This window comes from uncultured Novosphingobium sp. (assembly GCF_964277725.1).
GTDB classification, from domain to species: Bacteria; Pseudomonadota; Alphaproteobacteria; order Sphingomonadales; family Sphingomonadaceae; genus Novosphingobium; species Novosphingobium fluoreni.
The window spans coordinates 15627-37388 of record NZ_CAXYKL010000136.1; the positions used below are offsets into that span (position 1 = coordinate 15627).

General features: G+C 58.6%; 14 protein-coding genes. 7 read left to right on the forward strand and 7 right to left on the reverse strand.

The window, feature by feature from the left end:
* Positions 1-58: 58 nt before the first annotated feature.
* The 5 genes from ACHWRX_RS08110 to ACHWRX_RS08130 all read left to right on the forward strand — a co-directional run bounded on the left by ACHWRX_RS08110 (position 59) and on the right by ACHWRX_RS08130 (position 5817).
* The gene (locus tag ACHWRX_RS08110) at positions 59-835 is read left to right on the forward strand and encodes a DUF5131 family protein (protein WP_394658810.1); all 777 of its coding nucleotides are present in this window, start codon (positions 59-61) and stop codon (positions 833-835) included.
* 430 nt (positions 836-1265) lie between these two features.
* Positions 1266-2183 carry a DUF2971 domain-containing protein gene (locus tag ACHWRX_RS08115; protein WP_394658823.1) on the forward strand — a complete coding sequence of 306 codons (918 nt, stop codon included), beginning with the start codon at positions 1266-1268 and terminating at the stop codon, positions 2181-2183.
* A 202-nt stretch (positions 2184-2385) separates the two neighbouring features.
* Positions 2386-3306 carry a hypothetical protein gene (locus ACHWRX_RS08120; RefSeq protein ID WP_394658811.1) on the forward strand — a complete coding sequence of 307 codons (921 nt, stop codon included), beginning with the start codon at positions 2386-2388 and terminating at the stop codon, positions 3304-3306.
* The gene (locus ACHWRX_RS08125; protein WP_394658812.1) at positions 3296-3784 is read left to right on the forward strand and encodes a hypothetical protein; all 489 of its coding nucleotides are present in this window, start codon (positions 3296-3298) and stop codon (positions 3782-3784) included. Before ACHWRX_RS08120 ends, ACHWRX_RS08125 begins: the two co-directional genes overlap by 11 nt.
* A complete protein-coding gene (locus ACHWRX_RS08130; protein ID WP_394658813.1) occupies positions 3781-5817 on the forward strand; it encodes a hypothetical protein in 2037 nt (678 codons plus the stop codon). The genes ACHWRX_RS08125 and ACHWRX_RS08130 overlap by 4 nt, the downstream gene beginning before the upstream one ends.
* Positions 5818-5904: 87 nt before the next feature.
* On the opposite strand, the gene ACHWRX_RS08135 is transcribed toward ACHWRX_RS08130, so the two are convergent.
* Genes ACHWRX_RS08135 through ACHWRX_RS08145 form a run of 3 tightly spaced genes read right to left on the reverse strand, consistent with a single transcriptional unit; the run spans position 5905 to position 8040 of the window.
* The gene (locus ACHWRX_RS08135) at positions 5905-6609 is read right to left on the reverse strand and encodes a hypothetical protein (protein WP_394658814.1); all 705 of its coding nucleotides are present in this window, start codon (positions 6607-6609) and stop codon (positions 5905-5907) included.
* A gap of 24 nt (positions 6610-6633) precedes the next feature.
* On the reverse strand, positions 6634-7704 hold the full coding sequence (locus tag ACHWRX_RS08140; RefSeq protein WP_394658815.1) for a DUF3800 domain-containing protein: 1071 nt from the start codon (positions 7702-7704) through the stop codon (positions 6634-6636).
* Between the two features lie 9 nt (positions 7705-7713).
* The gene (locus ACHWRX_RS08145) at positions 7714-8040 is read right to left on the reverse strand and encodes a hypothetical protein (protein ID WP_394658816.1); all 327 of its coding nucleotides are present in this window, start codon (positions 8038-8040) and stop codon (positions 7714-7716) included.
* A 461-nt stretch (positions 8041-8501) separates the two neighbouring features.
* Between ACHWRX_RS08145 and ACHWRX_RS08150 the strand changes: the two genes are divergently transcribed.
* Complete coding sequence (locus ACHWRX_RS08150; RefSeq protein WP_394658817.1) at positions 8502-9068, forward strand: recombinase family protein; 567 nt, start codon at positions 8502-8504, stop codon at positions 9066-9068.
* 636 nt (positions 9069-9704) lie between these two features.
* Here ACHWRX_RS08150 and ACHWRX_RS08155 read toward each other — a convergent pair.
* A complete protein-coding gene (locus tag ACHWRX_RS08155) occupies positions 9705-12950 on the reverse strand; it encodes a tetratricopeptide repeat protein (protein WP_394658818.1) in 3246 nt (1081 codons plus the stop codon).
* Between the two features lie 437 nt (positions 12951-13387).
* Positions 13388-13843, reverse strand: coding sequence for a nuclear transport factor 2 family protein (locus ACHWRX_RS08160; protein WP_394658819.1), 456 nt, complete (start codon positions 13841-13843; stop codon positions 13388-13390).
* 1334 nt (positions 13844-15177) lie between these two features.
* Between ACHWRX_RS08160 and ACHWRX_RS08165 the strand changes: the two genes are divergently transcribed.
* On the forward strand, positions 15178-16551 hold the full coding sequence (locus ACHWRX_RS08165; protein WP_394658820.1) for a transposase: 1374 nt from the start codon (positions 15178-15180) through the stop codon (positions 16549-16551).
* Between the two features lie 140 nt (positions 16552-16691).
* Here the strand turns inward: ACHWRX_RS08165 and ACHWRX_RS08170 are convergent, their stop codons facing one another.
* The gene (locus tag ACHWRX_RS08170) at positions 16692-17018 is read right to left on the reverse strand and encodes a hypothetical protein (protein WP_394658821.1); all 327 of its coding nucleotides are present in this window, start codon (positions 17016-17018) and stop codon (positions 16692-16694) included.
* 3337 nt (positions 17019-20355) lie between these two features.
* Positions 20356-20805, reverse strand: a complete 450-nt coding sequence (locus ACHWRX_RS08175) for a hypothetical protein (protein ID WP_394658822.1) — start codon at positions 20803-20805, stop codon at positions 20356-20358.
* Positions 20806-21762 lie beyond the last annotated feature (957 nt).

The following is a 21762-nucleotide window of genomic DNA, read 5'->3' on the forward strand; positions in this document are numbered from 1 at the left end:
CGGCCACACTCCGATGCACGAAGCCTCGGCAGGCTAGTGCAAGCCACTTCACATCGACATGCACAAGGAATTCGAGATGTCCTTTTCCTCACCAATCGAATGGACGAATGCCACGTGGAACCCCGTTGCAGGCTGCACGGCGATTTCGGCTGGATGTACCAACTGCTACGCAGCCCGCCTTGCTTGGCGCCTCGCCGCCATGGGCATGGACAAGTATCAGGGCCTGACCCGCAAGTCGGGTGGCCGGGCCAAGTGGACCGGCCGGGTGTCCCTGGATCAAGGCACTTTGGAGGCCCCGAAGCGGTGGCGCAAGCCCAGGCTGATCTTCGTCAACTCCATGTCCGACCTGTTCCACGAAGCGGTTCCCGAGGACTACATCCTGAAGGTCTGGAAGGTCATGGAGGCGACGCCCGGGCATACCTATCAGGTGCTCACCAAGCGGCCTGAGCGCATGCGCGCTGTTCTGTCGAAGCCTGAGTTTGAGGTGTTGCCCAACGTCTGGCTTGGCACGAGCGTCGAGAGCCAAGAGGTTGTGCATCGGATTGCCGAACTCCAGCAGACACCCGCAGCGATCCGCTTTATCTCCTTCGAGCCGCTCGTAGGACGAATCAAATCCGCAGATCTTAGCGGCATACATTGGGCAATCGTCGGCGGGGAGTCTGGACCGGGCGCTCGGCCGATGGAGGAGCGTTGGGTCCTGCGTCTGCGCGCGCTGTGCCGCCGCCACGGCGTGGCCTTCTTCTTCAAGCAGTGGGGTGGGACCAACAAAAAGGCGACGGGACGCCTCCTGCGCGGGCGCACGTTCGACGAAATGCCGACTTTGCAGCCGGCATAGCTACGTCGGAGGACGCATGATCGACGGACTGGCATCGCCGTTCTGTCGATCATGCTGACCGCCGTATGGCTTTCGCCGAAGACCCGGACCCTGAGGCAAATGTTGCTACGCTGCTGACGCGGCGTCCTCATCAGCGTGGTCAACTCGCCAGGTCCTCTATCGACCACAACACGTCGTTCCGGGGCATCCTCTAGAACGTCGGCTTGCACTGAAACCCGCCATTGGCGTTTGTGTGAGGACAGAGCCCGAAGCCGCTGACATTGCTGCCGTTCGGCGTGAAATTTCTTGTCCCTAATACCTGCCATACATTAATCTTATCCCGCGGCTCGGCTATGGGGCGCCGGTTGCGCAATCGTCTCCCACCCTCCATCGATGTCAGCGCCTAGCTGGAAACCCAGTGGTGACATTCAGGAGGTGTGAGTTGGCGAGAATGCTCTACAAATATTTCTCGAGCGAAGTCCTCGAACTCGTTTTTCAGCGCGACGGCTTCTGCGGCGTAAAATGCTCCTATCCTCAGGATTACAACGATCCTTACGAGCTTTTCTTAGGTGTCGACCTATCGGTTCCACCCCACCATCTGGCGACATATCGTGATGTCGTTCAGGATCTTCCACAGTATCCCACAACGTGCTTCTCCAAGTCCCCAATCGTGACGCCAATGTGGGCGCACTATGCCAACGACCATTCTGGTTTCGTACTGGAATTCGATGCCAAAGCGATGGGCGAGCATTTCGAAAAGATCGCTATTCACGACGTGAGCTACAGGAACGACCCGGACCCGAGCATTGTTCCTCTTCTTGAGCGCGCCGTCGAGATCGCAAAGGCTAGGTATGTGTACATGTTGCGCAACGCGGTGCTCCTCCACGCCTACTTTTCCAAGCACACTTCCTGGACCTACGAGCAAGAATGCCGACTGGTCGATCAGAACAACTTTAGCGAGGACGTTGCTGGAAATCGCATTCTCTTCATTCCGATCGAAAGCGTCACGTCCATCGTCGTCGGCCACAAGACCCCTGTGCCAGTTGTCGAGGCGAGTCGCCAGATCGCAGAGGATAACAATCTAGACTGGTACCATGCTGTCATCGGCAAGTCTCATGGATCACCATTTCTTAGAGATGCGTCGGGACAAAGCTTTGTCTTTGATACCGAGAGCATTAAAATCGCGGAGAATACCTGCGATAACTGTAGTGAACCTGTCGCCGAAGGTCGCGAACTTTGCCCTTGGTGCAGTATCACAGAGGAAGACGACATCAATGCCGCCAGCCGTAATCCCTACAGATTGCTTGATCGCCTTGGACTGCTGGAAGACTACGTTAACGACGCCGACAAGATGGGCGGCGGCGTATGATCCCCAGCGCCGCCTCATGCCGGTATCCGCGTTGCGTTCAAGTTAAGAGCGGCTTCGAGATTGCGGTCGATTTCGACTGGGCTGCCACCGGGTAGGGTTATCAGCACCCGACCCATCTTTCCTTTCCCGGCTTACCCTTGGTTGAGCTCTCTTGCTGTTCGTGCAAGAGACGGCGGGGGCACGGTGAAGTTGGGGAGGGGCAGTGGCCGGCGTCATATATCAGTGGGATCCCAATGACTGGGAAGAATTCTCCCACAGCCTTCTGCACTCCCGGCATGGGGTGCTGAATGTTCACAAAGTCCCTGCCGATCACCAGGGCGATCTCGGTGTGGACTATTACTGCGTTTCCGACTCGGTCATCTATCAATGCTACGCAGTCACCGAACCGGTAAACATCGACGTTCGCGCGCAGCGCCAGAAGGACAAAATCACGACCGATTTGAGGAAGCTGGTTCGAGGGGCTGCTGAGGTTTCAAAACTGCTTCTGGGAGCCCCGCTGAAGGCCTGGGTGCTCCTTGTCCCGAACCACGACAGCAAGGACGTCAATCTCCATTGCGCCAAGAAAACGGCCGACATGCGCGCGCTGAACATGCCTTTGCTGGATGCCTCGTTCGAAGTCCTGATTCAGGATCAGAGCCATTTCCCGGGCAAAACCTTGCAAGAGGCCATGGCGGGGCTGGCGAACCTGTCTCTCAATGTTCCGGCGCCGACCCCCCAGGAGCTTCAGGATTGGGAAGCAGGGTCGCCTGACCTTCTCGTCAACGCGGCGGCCAAACTGGGCAAACGCGTGAGCGGGCCGGCGGTGGGGGTGGCTGTCGCACAAGGTGTCGAAGCCTTTTTGCTGGGCAATGTCCTAATAGATGCGTTGCGGCGCAGCGCGCCCGATCTTCATGACAAGGTTGCGGCTGCCATCCAGCGGCGCGCCCGGACACTGAACTTCGCTGGCCCGCAGGGCGGAACCCTGCCCAGCAACATTCTTCATTCCGAAATCGCGGCGCTCACGAGCGCGATAAAGGAGTCCGCCCCTACGCTTTCCGATGCGAATGCGCAGGAGATTGCACTCGGCACGATCTCCGAGTGGATCATGCGTTGCCCTCTGGATTTCCCCGACCATGCCAGCTGACAGTGTGTTCCTTCAAGCACTCCAGGGAGCCGCCTTCTCCTTCACACGCCGCCCCGAGCCCGTGGCAGGCGACCTGCGGATGTCGTGGGGTATCAGCGTGGTGCTTCTCAGTCTCTTCTATAGCCGCGGCAAGAAGGGAAGCTTTCTGAAGCTCCAGCTCTTGGCCCACGCCGTTCGGACCGAAGACAGCCGTGAGCAAGTCCGCGCGGTTCTGCGCGGCGAGGCGAAAACGAGCGAAATTCAGGTGCGCGTGGAGCCTTGGCTCAACCGTGCCGTTTCATTCGCCCACGGGCTGAACTATGTCACGGTAAGCAAGGGCAAGTCGGTTGCGCTTACGCAAGCTGGCCAGGAGATGGCCTCCGCTATCGACGCCAACCGCGACGTGCTCGCCAATGAGCGCGAATTTCTTCAAGTCGTAGCCATGCGCCTCACCGAAGAGATCGTTGGCCGGATCTGGCGAATGGAGACGCTGCTATGACCTTGCGCCTAAGGCATCTGCGCATGCGCGCCCACACGAGCGCGGGACCCTATGGTGCGGACTTTCCCTTCGAACCGGGCTTGAATGTCATTTGGGCCGACAACACCAAAGGAAAATCAACGTGCATGCAGGCGATGCTGTATGCGCTCGGGCTTGAGAAGATGCTCAGCCCGGTCCGGGCGGTGCCTTTGCCGCATGCGATGACCAGCTACCTACTCAGGGACGATGAAAGCCAGCTCGAGGTTTCGAGTTCCTATGTCGAGCTTGAGATTGAAAACAGAGCGGGCACAGTCGTGACCGTGCACCGCCCGGTCAAACAGCTCGGGGTGGATACCCGGCTCGTGACTGTTTTCTTCGGCCCGCTTCTGTCGCAGCCGAGCGAGCGCTTTGAATCGCGGCAGTTTTTCGTTCGCGACCCTGGCGCCTTTCAGCGCGAAGACGGTTTCCTGCATTTCCTTGAGGATTTCATGGGCTGGGACATGCCCGCGGTTCGCAAATATGAGGGCCCCGAAGGCAAGCTGCCACTCGAGACGGTATTTCCGCTTTTTTGGGTCGAGCAGAAAACCGGATGGTCGCAAATTCCCGCGGCCATTCCGACCTATTTCCGCGTACGCGAAGTTCAGAAGCGGGCGGTCGAATTTATCATGAACCTCGACGTGCATAAGCTTGAGCTCGAGCGGCAGCGCCTGCTAGAAAAGATTGCCGAGAACGCCAAGGCATGGCGGGTGCTACTCGACGAAATGGACCGGCTGGCACGGCGCAACGGCGGTCAGCTCAGCAGTCTTCCCAAGGCCCCGACAATCGAAGCCGCGCAGATTGATCTGTGGTCCTTATCGATCTTCGAAGCAGAACAATGGACGCCAGTTGATGAGCTGATAGCGGGTCTTCGCGCGCGGGTTTTAGCCTTGTTGGCAGCCGATGTGCCGACGGTGGGAGCTACCGCCGAAGCACTTTCCGAAAAACTGGATACGCTAGGTCGCGATGTGGATCGCGCGAACCTGGAGCGCATCGAAATCCACCAGGCGAGACAGCTCAAAGACGCGGATATCGCTTCCTTGGAACGCCGGGTCGCCTTGCTGAAGGAGGACCTAGTCAAAAATCAGGACGTGCAGCGGTTGCAGCGCTATTCCGGAAGCTCTGGCAAGCTCACGCCAGACCACTGCCCGACATGTGAGCAGAGCCTCGTGGATGCTCTGCTGTCTCAGGAAGTGCTCGAAGCGGTCATGCCGATCGACGATAATATTGAGTATATCCGCTCACAGCTGAGAATGTTCGGCGATATCCTCGCTCGTGAACAAGGCGACCAGCGCCGCCTCGAGGAGCTCGAAGCCGCGGCAGGGAGAAAGATAGCCGATCTTTATGCGCAAATCCGTACGGTCCGCGCGGATCTACAGGGGCCCTCTGGAGCGCCGTCAGCGGCAGTGATCGAAGAGCGGGTCCGCGCGGAAGCGCGCATCCGCGACCTTGATGGCCTGGTGGCGATGCTGAACGAAACTGCCGGCCGCCTGCACACGCTTGCGGCTGAGCTCGGAGATCTTCACGAAGCGCTCGGCGAACTCCCATCTGACAAAATGAGCCAGGACGACCGCGCGAAACTGGCTGCTCTGACTAACTCGCTACGGCAACTTGCCCGCGCGTTCGGTTTTACGACATTCTCCCCCGACGAACTGACCATCGACGAAGATAGCTACCGGCCGCAAAAAGAAGGTTACGAGATTGGTTTCGAAACGTCGGCGAGCGATGCCATACGCCTGAAGTGGGCCTATCAATTAGGCTTGCTCGAACTCAGCCAGGAATACGATACCGGTCATCCTGGCCTGCTCGTGCTCGATGAACCGAGGCAGCAATCCTCTTCGAAAGTAAGCTTTGGGGAGTTACTGGAACGGGCGGCCCAGTACCGACTTGGCAGTCAACAGGTGATCGTCTCGACGAGCGAGGATTTCGATACGATCACGCCGATCCTCTCCGGGCTTAATTGCAGGAAGATCATATTCAGCGGTTATGTCCTACAACCACTTTCCAGTGCGAATTGATTGTTGCGACGTGATCAGGAATGTCCATGTGACCCAGCGCGTCCGCAATGGCTTCGAGCTCGCCTTGGCTGAAGAACTTCGCTACCGTCATGTTCCGGCCTCGCGCTCGCTACGCTGGCGCAGACGCCACGCGTGGGCGCGGTCGAGCCGGCCCTCGATCCAGTCCGCCAGCGCATCGACCTCGTCGATGGCCGTTTGGAGGCCCGCCGCCGTCACTCGGATCGTCGGCAAGAGCAGGGAGCCCAGCGAACCGTCCTCCGTTGTCAGAGTCGACAGCTCTTCCTCGCTAACGAAGAACGGCCGAGGATGCTTCTCCAGCATCGCCGCATCGAATGTCACGGCGAAGGTCGAAAGATGCTCGCCGTGCTGCCCGCGGTTTCGAACCAGGACGATCTGCTCAATCAACCCGCGATCGACCGGGCAGTCGCTCCAATCGGTTTCCAGGATTTCGCCGAGCGCGGAAAAATAGGCCGGCACGAAGCCCTGCTTGAACGCAGCTTTCGGATTGTCGAACGAGAAGCCAATGACGCGGTCCGCGAGCGTATTGAGGTATAGCTTCAACGATTCCGAAAGCATCGACAGCGCAGCCATGCCGAGAATTTCCAAGGCGGTCTCTGCGTCAATCCATTCGGCAAGGTAAGGCGGCTCGGGATCTTCGCTGTAAGGCGGATCGTCGAACGGGGGCTGCCCCGTTTCGATCTTCTGCTTCACATCAACGAAGCCTTGGGCTCCGGTCGAATAGAAAGTGCGGATGAGCGCGGTACGGTTCTTCAGGAAATAGGATGCATCCATCGCGGCTTCGCCCCCCTTTGCTCATCAGCCGACTTGCCTGCCGGATTTTGCCGCGAAATGCGTGGAGAAATAGTCGATGACCTGTTCAGCCTGCGCGCCGCGTCGAAACTCTTTCTGCGCCTCGAAATCGATGCTCGGCACGAGATGGATGAACTGATCATCGGCATAGAGCGGCAGCAGCTCGTCAGGGTTCAGCCCGCCTGAGCGCAGACCGGCCAAGGACATACCCGCTTCGATCGCCGCGCCGATCATCACGTCCGCGAGTTGGACGGCGGGGCTGAGTTTGGAATCGACCTGCCGCACGTCGGTTAGCTTCAGCGGAAACTTGAAGCTAGCGATCTTCGACTGCCGAAGCTCGATTTCGCCTTCATGATCTATGAAGCGCTGCAGCAGGTCATGATAGGTGCTGAGATTCTTCGACTGGTCATGCTCGACTTGGTAGGGGCCGTCGCTCATCACCTCCATCCGGCTGATGAGCGATTGCAGCACCACCATTGCCGCATCGGTCGTGACGCCAGGGGCTGCGATCGCTGAGAGGCAGTCTGGACAGGCATCGCGTGCAAGCGGCCCGATCGCTTCGGGGAATTGCTTCCAGTCTGTCCGGCGCGCGGCGGCAACAAGATCCTTGAGCGCCTGGAGGGATTTCTCGCGCACGGCGCGCTGAAAAGCAGCGAGCAGGGCCGCCAGCTCTGCTTTGCCTAGCAAAACGGGTCCGGCCATCGCGAGCAGCGAGGCCATCGAATAGTTCTGGCCATCCTCATAGAATTTCGCCCCGCGGGCGTAGTACCATGGCTCGACCGCATAGTCGCAGAACATGAGGGTCAGCAGGAAGCGTTTGTCGCAGACATAGGTCACGCTCTGAAAGTCGCGCAGCAGATCGCCCAGAAGTGCCAGCAGCCGGGGGTGGTTGGCCGGTCGGCGGGACAAGGCCCGATATTTCAGTTCCGTCGCCTGCAGCGTCGGGAAGTGCGCTTTGATCAGCCGCGCCGCCTCGTCATCGTCGATCGCGAGCGCTGTCGCTCCCTGAAAGGGCTGATCGGCATTGAGAAGATCGAATCCTGTGTAGCCGCTCTCGTCGATGCGGAAGCACTTCATGATACTGGCTCAGCCATAAAGAGGCGTCTCGTATCGGCGCTCGTGAACGAACGGCGAGGCAGTGCCCTTCAACTCCGCCCGCATCACATGAATGTCCGGCTCGATAGAAAAAGGCTTTGAGCTATCCCACCATCGCGCATGGACGTGGAGCTCGATGCCCGAACCGTCGGTGTAGTGGTAGTTCCACCGCTGACTCATGGTCTGAGGTTCCTCGCCGCCGACCATCCCGATCGCCTCGGCGGCCTTGGGAACCGCATAGATGTCCTTATCCGCAGTCGCCTGATCGATGATGGCGACGAAGCGATAGTAAAGTTCGAGCGAAGTGATCTGGGCCATTGCGTACAAATAACAATCGCAGCGTCGATGCGGTAGCGGTTTGTCGGCGAAACAGACTTGCTTACTGCCCATCAGAATGGAGACAGAAACCTAAGCGTGATAGTGATGAAAGCCGCGCTGCGCGCCTGAACGAATGGCAGTTCACACAGGTCGAGTGCATGAGTCCGGACAGTCCCAAACGTCCGCAAACGCGGTCATAGGAGAGAGAGCTTGCGCTGCTCCGCGGATGACCTGTTTCAGCGTAACCGGACGTTCCCTCGTTCGACTACGACTGGCAGGAAAGTCCCACTTCTTGCCAGTGCAAATCGAGCGATCATTACAGCTCGCAGCTTAAGTGCGCGTCGAAGGCGTCGCGAAAACGAGCGATTTCGATACATGCCCCCGCTTTGTGTCGAAAGTTAGCTTGACCTGAGTTTCGATACAACGCATTATTCGATGCACATTTTCGATACAGGTATTTTATGGCACGGGTATTCGCCTACTGTCGCGTCAGCACAATCGAGCAGGCACACCAGAACCAGCTGCTCGAGATAAAGGCGGCTGGGTTCGACATAGAGCCGCGTCGCGTATTTGCCGAGACAGTGTCCGGATCGACGGCAGCGATGGAGCGTGAAGGTTTCCGGAAGCTGATTGACAAGCTGGATTGGGATGACGTGCTCGTCGTCACGAAGCTCGACCGTCTCGGCCGCAACGCCATGGATGTACGCGCGACAGTCGAGCGGCTAGCTGAGATGCACGTGCGTGTCCATTGTTTAGCGCTTGGTGGCGTCAATCTCACCAGCGCTGCCGGCAAAATGACAATGGCAGTGATTGCAGCGGTGGCTGAATTCGAGCGCGATTTGCTTGTGGAGCGGACGCAGGCCGGACTGTCTCGTGCGAAAGCCGAAGGGAAGAAGCTTGGCCGGCCTTCTAGTTTGACCGCTCAACAGCAACAAGATGTAAAGCAACGTCGCGCTAAAGGGGCTTCTTTGGGAGATCTGGCAAAGCAGTTCGGAGTCAGCAGGTCAGCTATTCAGCGGATCGGCTGACGCCAGAAGGTCGCAACTCCTGTGCGCTTGACTGCGCCGAAAACAGATTCGCCCCACTGCATATGAGCTGTTCGGTGCCCCCACGGCCAAATTCAGCAACTCGGAACGGCTTAAATTTGGACAAAGCGGTCATTCATAAAAGCCACGACGATGGCCAGCTCCCGCTCGGAGCGGACATTGTCGGGTGTAGATAAAGCGCAGTGTGCCAGATGCTCTACGAATTGTTAACCGAAATTAACGCGCTGCTTAAAGCCGTCGACAGGGAAGGCTACCGTGCAAGATCGCCGAACAAGCCTGTCCCGATTGCGGCTCCGGTCAACTGCTATATGTCGGCAGAGACACCTGCGCTCGCGCAGTCGACGCGTGCAGAGTCACATTGCCAAGCCGCAAGCGCGACGAAGGGGGAGAGCAGCCCCTGGCCCACGATCCCGCTTCGGGCTACTGCGCCTAGCGCTAAAAGGCGGAGTTGCGCGCAACAGGAGTCCGATCGGCAGTAGGTGAGGATCGCAAGCAAGAGTACTCGATAAGAGTATCATCGAGCGCGAGGCGAAGAGCAAGCTTCATGGTATGTGCGGCTCAAGGCCACTTGCACACGTCGTAGAGTCCGCGCGACTCAGGGCTGTCGATCAGACCTGCCTAATCGCGCCACGTCAGCCCCATGTCTGCGAATGTCTCGACGATATCTGGATCGGCTGCCAGTGCTGCCTTGCGATCTTGCTCAGCTGCCGCCGCATCACCCTTTTTTAATCGCGCGAGGCCACGTCCGTAAAGCGACGATGACAGCTGAGGCGTCTTGGTCAAAGCAGCGTCATACATTGAGATCGCATCGTCGACCCGCCCCAGGCGGAGCAGGACTAACCCCTTGCTGTCCATGATCGGGGCACTGTCGGGCGCACCTGCTAATCCGGTGTCGCACTCAACAAGCGCGCGTTCCAGCGCAACCCCGGCAACAGCCTTCGCCCAACAAATGCCGTTGAGCTCGGCAGGCTGACGCGCCATCGCTTTTGCCGCGTCGAAATCCTTTGCCGCCAGCGCTGGCTTCGACGCGCGCTCATAAGCGATGCCGCGTTGGACGAGAGCATACGAACTTTTTGGTTGTGCTGCGACAGCCGTAGCCGCTGTCGCGAGCGCGCCCTCGAAATCGCGAGCATCGGTCTGCACGCGCGCTTTTTCAGCCAGTGCAGCACTCGAGCGAGGATCCAGCTTCAAAGCGGTATCGACGTCGGCACGGCGACCATTCAGGTCAGCTTTAGGTCGGGAAAGCGCGCGATTGAGATAGACGTATGACTCTGGCTTGATCGCGATGGCGCGATCGAATGCTGCCATCGCCTCCTGCTGCTTGCCGAACCCATCATAGATACGCCCTGCCGTCACCTGGGCCTCGACATTGTTCGGGTTTGCCCGGCTGAGTGCAGCGGCTTCCGCAAGCGCCTCCTCCTGCTTGCCTTGCTTGCGGAAGATGTTGGCGCGCAGCAGGTACATCTCGACGTCATCGCCTCGCCTCGCGATCGCAGCGGCCGCATCACGCAGGGCGGAGGCTTCGTCTCCCATCGCACGGCTGGTCGCGATCCGACGCCCGATGGCGTAACGATTGCCGGGGTCCAGTTCGAGCGACCGATCGTAGGCCGCCAAGGCGTCCTTGTAACGACCTTGTTGCTCGGCCATCGCACCGCGCGCACGGAATATCACGGGGTTCCCCGCGTCAAGCTCCGCAGCGGCGTCCAGATCCTTGGTCGCGGCGGCGTAGCGCTCCTGAGAAACCTCGGCCAGACCACGGTTGGCAAGAGCCCAAGGATCCTTGGGGTCCAATGTCGCGGCCTTGGAAAAATCGCTTATCGCGAGATCGTACTCGCCCTCATTGAGATGAAGGTTGCCGCGATCAATATAGGCATTGGCGTTGTCCGGCTTAGCCGCGATGCCTGCATCTGCTTCTGCCATCGTTGGGATATATTCCGATGGGCGACCGATATAGATGGCATGGTTCGCCAATTCACGGAGCGCTGCCTGAGCCGCCGGTGCGTCCTTCGCCGCGAACTCGGGTGCAACACTGCGCCGGCTTCTGCTGACCATGAACGTCGTGCCGGAAAAGGAGGTCTCCCGCACGTAGTGAATACCTGCGACCGTCTGATCGACGTCGCGCGAGTTCGTTGCCTTGTGACCGGCAAACCCCGCAGGCAGAAGCACCATTTCCGTCACTTTGTCGTAAATGGGGTAGGGGACAGCGAATGGGGCATCCACGTCGGGGCCTGGCTCGCGCTGGAAGTCCGCCTCGTAGCCAACCCCGGTCTCGTCGGTTTCGTATCGTCCCGAACTCCAGTCCATAGTGGCCAGGCCGCTCATCGTGAGCTTGGTCTCACCCTTATCTTGATCAATGATGGCCTTGGCGTCCTTCACGTCGATGAAGTTGAAGCGCTGCCGCCAGTAGCCGCGCAGACCTCGATCGCGAGCTTCGCCGCTGAGGTTTGCCAAAGTCGCGTTGACGCTTGCGGCATAGTCGCCCCGCAAAACTTGCTCCACAGTGACCGGTGCCGGCACGGTAAGGCCGGCGGTTGCATCGATTCGGATGTTCGTCTCGTCGCCCGGCATCTCGAGGGGGCCGGGAGTCATGCGGACCAACGCGGCATCATGCGCTATCAACGGCAAACCCCAACCGTAATCAGGAACGGCAAGCCGATCGAGCGAGCGATCGCCGGTACGCGTGCCATCCAACCAATAGGTCCGACCCGCAATGATCGCCCGCACGAGCACATGATTGAACAGTCCTTCGGCCGGCAATCGCCCGTCTAGCCCGTCGCCCGAGGGGGCGCTGACCGCGACGGGATCGGCTTCGATCCCCAGTGCACGCAGCAATCCCAGCAGCAGAGCGGTCTTGGCCTTGCAGTCCCCATATCGCCGGCTCCAGGTCAGTTCGGCGGAGACAGGATCGTAGCCACCGGCGCCCATGAGCAGGGCGACGTAGCGGACTCGTTCCTGCACTAAGCGGAGTGCGGCTTCGCCGCGGGCCTTCGGATCTGCTGAGGCACTGCGGACTTTCTCCAGTTCGTCGTGCAGAGCGCCTTGAGCTGGAATGGCGGCGGCCTTGCCGTAAAGTGGTGCCATTATTGCACCCAGCTCTCCCCAGGAGCGGTAGTCCGTCACCTCGAGCTGCCGACCGAACTGGAAGCGGAGCGGAGCGCCCTTGGGTGCGACGTATGGCTTAACTGGACCGAGGGTCACCTCCGCGACCATCAGATTACCGTCCTCGGCAGCCTTCAACTTCGGCAGATCTCCTGTCGAACGCAGGCGCATCGCCATTTCGGCGGGCCATTGAAGCCGTGCATGCGCCTTCATCATCGATGCGCCGTTCCACCCACCCGCGATTGCCTCGACATGATTCTTGAGGACCGGGTCACTGCTCTCGATGGTCATGGCGAAGTCGATCACGTCGCCGACCTGGAGGCCTTCCGGCTGGATGTTGGCAGTCAGCACGCCATCCAGAGTTGCCGCATCAAGGTTGGTCTCCCGCCGCAGGACAGCGAAGGTCTGCCCGGAAGCTAGAACGTCGATGACCTTGTCGCCGCGCCGGATCAGCAGCTTGTGAACGGTCGGCACCTGCCGTTCGGGATCCCAGGCGAACGAGAGGTTTCCGACGCCAAGACCTTCCGGCTTCGCGATCTTCACAACCGTCTCCGCGTAGCTGCTCGTCTTGCCTGGCACGAACGCGATCTGTTGATCCTGGAGCAGGATCTGTACGGCGCCCTGGTCATCGGCGGGTGCTGCGCTCGGTGCAGGGACTGGCTTGACCCATGCTGGTGCCGGCGCCGAAAGCGGCTTGTCGGTTGCTGCCCAGGCGCTCGCCGGGACAAGCGCAGTCGTTACCAGCGCAATGATCGCAAATTTCATGATACCCCCTTCGTCCTACATTATGGCTAAAGGACAGCGAGCGCGAGTACCTTGATACGCCGATGTGGATACCGGCGCACTGGGCTGGAACGCTGCACCCGCCACAACGGAAGCAAGCCCGTCCCGTCATGTCGATGTTCCGAACAGCGCTCCGACCTTTGAACTCCCGAGAATTCGGCGGACGCCTCAAACCTTTCGATCATCTGCACCACATGCTCATCCTCATACTGTTCAGGCTTGCCCGGCTCGCTGCGCCACGCCAACTCGCGGACGGTGAGGGACGTGCCATAATAGGATTTGCACGGCAGATCTTCGGGCGGCTTCCTGCCGGCTCGCTTAGAAGCATTCCATCGGCAGCTTCTGTTAGGAGCAGACGTTCGCTGCGGCTTATCGAAACGACCGGGTCTGGTCGACGGTTGCCGGGCTTGCGGACGATCTCACTTCTGATCTTCTGTGGCGATTGTCGCCTGACGGGCGATCAATTGCCAGCCCGCGCTTCGCTTTGCCCAGATGTCCGTAAATGGCCGCATTACCTGCTTGCCAGCGCCTGGACCCTTAATCGGGATCATGGTGTCATATCCCATCACCACCGTCACCTCCGGTTTCTCACCCACGAATGTGATGTGCTTGTGGAAGTCCCGATAATCGAGAAAGTCTTGCTCCATGACGCTAATAACATCCTCGCGTCCGATGACTGTCTTGTTTGGCGAATTGACGACGAAATCTTCGGCCCAAACGGTTCTGACACCTGCTGCGTTATGAGCCATCATAGCCGTTCCCAGTCTTCCGTAAGCCGCACCGATCTCGGGCGGTATCCGAACGCCGGGAGCAAGCTGCGCAATAGCCGGCGAGGCACTGAGGAGCGCGCCAAGCAATACGATCTTTCTGAGCATGCACGTCCTCCTCGACCTAAGTGTCGCGTCTACCATGGTTCGAATTACTGTCGCGGGCAACAGTAAGCTCTCGTGCGGTTTCTGGATCGTCGGCTTGGACAGTAACACCGACGGCTTTCATCAGAAGCGGCCGGTGGCCGAGATGGCGCCGAACGACTGGGTCTGGTCGGCAGCTGCTGCGACCTTTTGTCGTAAAACACATGATTGTCGTGCCTTGATTGGCACCCGTCTCCGAATACGTCGCTCGGTCTCGACGGTAGGCGACAAATCCTGTCGCCTTGGCAAAGCGTACGAGAATGCCTGTTGCAGGTTTTGTCGACAGGCCCTTACCAGCGCCACTGAACGGCAGCAATCCACACTGATTCGCCCGAAGCGGTCGGGCCGGAATCCAAGACTTTCCCCTCGCAAAGGCTAGCCGGCTCGGGCCCTATAATCTGCAATTGACAGCTCGGCCTTGAGATATGAAAGGAAGGCAGGTTTCAGGGGTTCGTACCGAACCTCGGAGCGACGGCTTAGTCAGCGTGTTCGGAAAGGCCCCTTTCGTCTCGAGATGGTGGAGAACGGACATTGGCATTTCAGCTTAGAGGCAATAGGCCGCTCGCGGAAACCTAATCAGCAAGGCATTCGAGTGACCCTTAGGCTGATAGCGATGATGCTTGCGATGGCATCCATTACAACGGTATGCGAGTCTCGTGCTCAGGAGGCCACCGGGGCTGTGCTCTCGTTCCTAAATGCCGTTGCCGATAACAATCGTAGCATTGCTGAAGCCCTAGCCGAGCCAACGGTGCCGCAAGTAAAAGGCTACGGAGGTGTCGTGAATGGAGGCCCTCATGCGGGGATTTGGAACAAGCGCGTCGTGGACGGGAAGGATATAATATCAGCGGCAGACGCATTTCGCGCCCTCGAGCCGTGCAGCTTTCAGAAAGCAGGGCTCGTTAGCCCTCGCCCGGACGAACAGTCGGCTTGGGTCTATTACCGGTGTCCAGATGTGGTCGCAGTGATCTTTTACGTTGGGCCGTCGCGAACAAACGGCAAAGTCAAGATGTATGCCATGGGTCGCTATCTCATCACCGCCAATGGCTTAATGGGCTGGGAGGCATCGTCATCGACTGAGGAGGGTAGGTAGGGCTCTACTGTGATGGTGCTTACCGTGAAATGGCTTGCGCTAACTTTATCGTCTTGCTCGAAACGTCGCCGTCTATGCCTCAGTTGTCGGATAGCTGCCCTTCGAGCGCTCGCCAATGTCTGCAAGTGGGCGATGCCGTTGAAAAATTCGGCCTTGAAGTCGTGGTGAGGCTCTGATTCAGCATTGTCATGCTGAAGGACACCAAGCGATGATGGGCGAACGCCGGGTAGCGCAGGAAGCCTTGTTCTACGAGTTCAGCCTGGACCGGCACGTGCCTGCCGACCATCTATTGAGGGCGATCGATCGGTTCGTGGACCTGTCGGAGATGCGTGAACACCTGCGAAAGTTCTACAGCGCGATCGGCCGTCCCTCGATCGATCCTGAGCTGATGCTGCGCATGCTGATCGTGGGCTACTGCTTTGGTATCCGATCGGAGCGGCGCCTGTGCGAGGAGGTGCACCTCAACCTGGCTTATCGCTGGTTCTGCCGCCTGGGTCTGGACGGCGACGTGCCGGATCACTCGACCTTTTCCAAGAACCGCCATGGTCGCTTTCGCGAGAGTGATCTGTTCCGGCAGTTGTTCGAAGCCACTGTGCGGCGCTGCATCGACGAAGGACTGGTTGGAGGCGATGGCTTTGCGGTCGATGCCAGCCTGATCCGCGCTGAGGCCAATCGGCAGATCTATGTCGAGGGAACTCAGGGCCTGCCCGCCGATCAGCCAAGGCGGGCCGTTGAGGAGTACCTCGCCGTTCTCGATGATGCCGTCTTTGGTGGTGCAACGCCGGTCGAGCCCAAACGCGTCTCGCCTGTCGATCCAGCGGCCCGCTATACTGCAGCGCACGGCGGTCGCGCCGATTTCTGCTATTCCACCAGCTACCTGATCGACATTGACAATGCGGTAATCGTGGATGTCGAGGCGAGCACGGCGGTGCGCCAGGCTGAGGTAACTGCGGCCAAGCGGATGATCGAGCGGTCAGCGGATCGCCATGGCCTATGGCGCCGCAAGCTGATCGGCGACACCGGCTACGGCTCTGCCGGCATGCTTGCCTGGCTCGTGCACGAGCGTGGCATCGAGCCGCATGTGCCAGTCTTCGACAAGTCCGCTAGGAGCGATGGCGCATTCGAGCGCAGCGACTTCACCTTCGATCACGAGGACGACAGCTATGTGTGCCCGGCAGGCAAGCGCCTGCGGCCACGTAACCGCAACTTCGCCTCGCCGCGCCCTGAGGCCGACAAGGACGGCTTCATTCGCTACCGAGCCCGGCAGCAGGATTGCAGCAGTTGCGCGCTCAAGCCACAATGCACGCCCATCCTGCCGGCGCGCAAGGTGACCCGCTCGATCCACGAAGGCGCACGCGATCTGGCTCGGGCCCTGTCGCAAGAGGAAGAATGGATCGCCTCGCGCCGCGAGCGCAAGAAGGTCGAAATGCTGTTTGCTCACCTGAAGCGCATCATGCGGCTCGACCGGCTGCGGTTGCGTGGCCCGAACGGTGCACGAGACGAGTTCCACCTAGCCGCTGCCGCCCAGAACCTACGCAAGCTGGCAAAGATCAGCCTCGCCACGCAGCTGGCGGCAACCTGAAAACCGGCGACTCCATTCGTTTGCAGCTATCGCTGCCGTCCGGCACGCCCATCAGACGACTTTTTCAACGCAATCGGGCGTAAGCGGAACGTCCGCTTTTGGGCGGGACGATCGGCTGAGTGAATGACCGGAGTCGGTGGTCAGCTGCCTGTGCCGTAGCGAATGCCCGAGCCGATTTCGCGCCAACGCCGAACGAGATTGAAGGGCAGCAACGTCAACAGCGCCCATGGAGGTAACAGAAACAGGCTAAACACGGCGGTGAAATCAAAGAATGCCGTGGCGTCGAAGCCGTGGTCGAGGACGGTTGCCACACTTGCTGCAATCACAAGAAGGCACGGTAGAGAGGTCCAACTGAATATAAGCGTTGTGCGTGCTTTGGATTTTTTGAGAAAAGCGAGCCCTGCTGCGACCGCGATTGCGACCGCAGCGAGTCCTACCAATGTCGAGACAGCGATTTCATCCCACATTCGCCTATGTTAGTCTCGAACGTGAACGTCCGCTAGTGGGGGTTATCTGCCGTTCGATGATGTAACGTCGCACCATAATTCGATAGGGCTGTGCGGAGCATCTGCGGTATATAGCCAATAGGTGTCGTAGTCGCGATTCTCGTCACCGGGATGCTCAAGCCGCCCGTGTGATCTGAGCCGACCACCTCCAGAAAACGTCCACTCGTGATATCCATCAGATCGAATGGCTGGCTGGATCGATGACGCACCCCGTGGCCCACGCAAGATCATCCGGTTGAAGTAAATCCGGTATCTCTCACCACGGTGAGCAGCTCCGTCAATGCAAATTAATTCGTCGTTACATCCCCAGCTACCGACCGCTTTGCACTTTACCATCCCTTTAGTTTCAGCGGCTGATTGGCTTGCAACTCCAACGAGAAGCATCGCCGCCAACGGTCGCCACATCTCATACATCCGTTATTGCCTGCATCGCGGGTGATTACTCGTATGCGATGAACGCTCGCAAGTGGGCCGTGAGCAAGCAGGCTGCTTTCGGCTGCAAAGGTTGGGAAACGGACCTCAAGCGTCGAGCAACTTTATGGAATAACCCACCCAATTTTAAGCGCGGTATGTGCATTTGCCCATGTCCTCAGACACCGTCTTGCGTCGCCATCAAGCAATTCAGATGGGACAGAAAGGTAGGGCGTTTCTCGACCGTTGTCGAACACGTAGGACGTGTTTAACCCACAACGCTCAGCAGCCACTCTGGCCGCTTCAAGCGCCTTCGGCGTTCCATGCGCCACCGTCCGATAGCGTTTATACCGCGTGGGGCTGATGATCGGCAACGCAGGAGTCTGGACGGCAACCAGTAGAAGGAGAGCAGTCAGCATCTCACCTTCATGCGCGCTAACTGCTGCTAAAATATTAATGTCTGCAAGTGGGCGTGTTCGGAAAGGCCGCTTTAGTCTCGAAATGTTGGGTAGCTGCCCTTCCTTCCCTGCGATAATCTTCTATGTTATCCAATGCGAATGAAGGGTGGAGAAGATTGGAAGGCGCGATCGCCTAGGGGGATGGCAATTCGGCTTCTGTTCATATCTGGCCTATGCGTTCTTGGCGTTTACCAGATCGTCAAAGCCTTGCTTACGAGCAGATTAGATTGGCCCGGCAGGGGAGCCACGCATGTAACTTGGGCCTCGCATCCGATCTTTTTCGTCGCTGCTGTCGCCGGGTGGCTCCTCATCACAGTAGTGATGGCGCAAATATCCATCCGGGGTTCTAAGCGCGTCTTGTGGCTGCTTAAGCACCCCTGATCGTCTTACGCCGACGTCCGCAATTGGTGATAGCGGACGTTGCCAGAAGGACGATCGTGTCTGATACTTGTGATATGAAGAACTCGTCTTCTCGATCGACGATCGCAGGAAAGGTGGTCATTGCTCACGCGATCGGTCTTTGGGCGAGTGGCATGGCAGGTTCAATCGGGACCACTGCTGGGTTCAGCTTTTCAGCCGGTGGATTGGGGCTCTTCCTAGGAGGGATATTGTCGATTCCCTGGATGGTCGCCCTAGCCGTCTTCATTTGGTTTCGCGGAGGATGGATAGAGCGGCACCCCGTCGTGTTCGCCGTCGTCGGTCCCATTATTGTGTGCGGAACCTATGCATCGCCTACCGGAGCTTTTCTAGATGCGGTAGCTGTGTCGAGCCTCACATCCGCCATCTGCTACTTGCTAATAGCACTATGGCTTAGACACCGTCGTAGGGTTCAGGAGAAATTGAAGGCCGCTTGATGGCCTCAGGCGAGCGTGAGCTGACAGGCAGCTTTTGTCAGAGAAGGGGTGGAAAGCGGACGCTCGCTACATCGTGGGGCGCTAACGATGCGGTATCATGAGTCCGATACCGCAAATGAGCAGGCCGAAGCCGACTACGGAGTGGTTTGAAGCGTTAGCGACGAAAGCCGCAGCGAGGCAGACACCGCCAACTGCCAACGAAACCCACCTTGGATAGCTGCCTAATCCGCGCATGGCCGCAGCACAGCTAGCTTCGCGATGTCCACAAGGTTGGCGCGAGCCGACAGGCCGCTTTTGTCTGAGAAGGGGTGGTTAGCGGACGTTGACCAAAGGCATTACTTCAGACGAAAGAGGCACTGCACTTGGTGCATGAGCAGGGAAGCGGTAGTGTGACACCGCCATATTCCTTACCCAAAAGCGGGTCCAAAACCGATCGTCGTCTTTAAGACGTTCCTCCGCTTTGAAGTCGGTGAAGGCTGGCCAGCCGCAGTTGTAGCACTTGACGCTAAACAGCCAGACGCTTGGAAGAAAGGTGACGAGACCGAATGCGGATGGCCATAGATACCCCAAGAGCCAGCCCACAAAGCAGGCGAGAGCAAACAGGCCTGAGGCGGCTGCTGCAATCCATTGCCACCGCCGAGCGATACGAAATCGCTGAGGCACGGGGCGGCTGCGCTCACTCAATCTACGGCCCTCAAAATTCCGAGAATGGTTCGTCATCCTTGATGATGCCAAGGCTTTCGAATGTCGGCAAGTGGGCGTGATCGGAACGTCGGATATCGGGAGACTGAGCCGGCATATCAGACGACCAGAATGTTGTGGTTAGCCGACGTTCCGCAAAGCGCGACGATCCAAAAAGCGATTAGTCAGATTACTCGCGAGTAGCGCTAGAGGCATGATGATTGCAACGGCGATCAAGTTCCCGATGATGACCATACCCGGTGGGACGTCGTCGGCCCCCATCGTAAGCATCCAATAGGCCAAGGAAGCTAAGATCAGAGTAGGTATAGCGAGGGTTCCGATCATCAATGACACGGCGCGGCTCTTAGTGACGAGGCGGCAGATCGCCGCGACTGCGCCCGTAATCAGGAGAACGCCTGTGACGAAGCCGACGAGCACTAGCGATGTGATCAGCATTGAGTCACTATGCTGGCGCTGATGAATGTCTGGAAGGTTGGCGTGAACCGACAGGCTGCTTTTGTCTGAAAAGTCGTGGCTAGCTGCCGCTCCGCTTCCATCGGTTCACGAACGCCCGCACACCTAACCCGACTGCCAGAGGGACGATCGCAGTCGGCAGAAAGACATGCAGCAGAAAGCCTTTTCGGCACGGCTCCCCTGGAATGCAATCACCAAGTGCATCGCCGACCATCAGAAAGAGGAAGAGGGGAATGGCGAGGACTGCTGCTGACGCACAGCCCCACCTTCCGCCGCTCGTCGTACCGCCTTGGTAGCCCTGATCACTCACTCGAACAGGCTAACTGATACTCGAATGTCCGCAAGGGGCATGAGCAGCCCGTCCGCTTTCCGGCGCGGTGCCGCGCACGATGGAAGACCGGGTGGGGGTGGAGAGTCGGCCTAATCGCTCTTAACAGCCTTACGAATAGAGAATGGCACTCGGACGAGAGCCAGAAAGACGTTCATGCCGTAGAGCCATGCGAACGCTCCGTCAGCGAACTTCAAACCTCCAGGAAGGCCGCTGCCGGCCAGCCCGAAGAAGAATGCGGTACACGCAGCGAACAAGCAGAAAACCATGCCATGAAGACTTCGCAGATCGTAGCGCAACCTCCGCCCGTTGCCCCCCTTTTCAACCCAGAACCGTCCACGGTCGTAAATCACCAGTGCGAGCCAGTTCGGCCCAAACGGGTTACGCCAAAGAGGGTCGTCGAAAGCGAGATAACCCGAGCCGCGCTCGCTTACGTGTTTTCTTTGGCGCTGTAGCAGTTGCTCCACGCGATTTAGTGCAGCATCGGCGTCCGCGTCATTTAGACACACCGAACCACGTAGGTGCCAGAAGAAGTCAAACATTCGCGTCGAGCATCAAGAGCATCCTGCAACGTCCGCAAATGGCGTGAGCCGCCGACCAGCTTTCGGCCTTGAATGGTAGTTAGCTGCCGTTGATACTAGGGCCAAACCGCTGTTCAAGATTGCGAAGTGTTCTCTCGAAAAGGATAATGCGTTTGCATGTTGCTCATTCTGCCGAGAACCACTTTGAAAAGACTGGCGACAGCTTGATGTGACGAAGAAATCCGGGTCGAGACCTGAAGTTTTTATGTGATAGTTGAGCAAAGCTGCAATCCGACTACCGTATCGCTTTTTAAACTGTTGTCCGTAACGCGCACTCCGCTTGCGGTCATAAAAACGGCTGCCACTGGCGGCAGTACTTGCGTAGTAGATTGTTTGTGACAAACTAGTTCGTGTTGGTCCATCAGCCGCCTGGCTTACCGGTAGAAAAGAAAGTGCGAGCAACGTGGCAAACATCGTCGTAGAGTAATGTCATTTTGCTACGTCTACAATTGGGCGTGTATAGTCATACAACCTTTGTCTGGTGTGGGTGGATAGCGGGCCGTCCGCTGTGGAGGACACACCCCAGGAAATCGACGACTGAACGGGTGGATCAGCGCCGACGAACTGCGTCTTCTGCTGCACGTCGGAGTTGTCCGACCATCTGGCGCTCATCGCCGGTCAGGGCATCCTCCGACAGGAATGCAGACTTCAACGCGGCAGCCAGTTCACCCCAGCCGTCCGTCAATCCGTTAAATGAAGTGAGGGCCGGTAGCACGTCGGCTAACGCGTGGAGGCAGCGACGGTCGCACCAAGCCTCAATGAGCAAGCCCAGATCATGGAAGAAGTCGTCGCTGCTGGCATAGATGTGATTCATGCCCAGACGATGACGGAATGGTGGCTTACAGGCAAACCGACTTCAGCTTCCAATGACTGCCTTTGGGCGGGAGCCGCCGACCCCCTTTCGGCCTTGAATGGTGG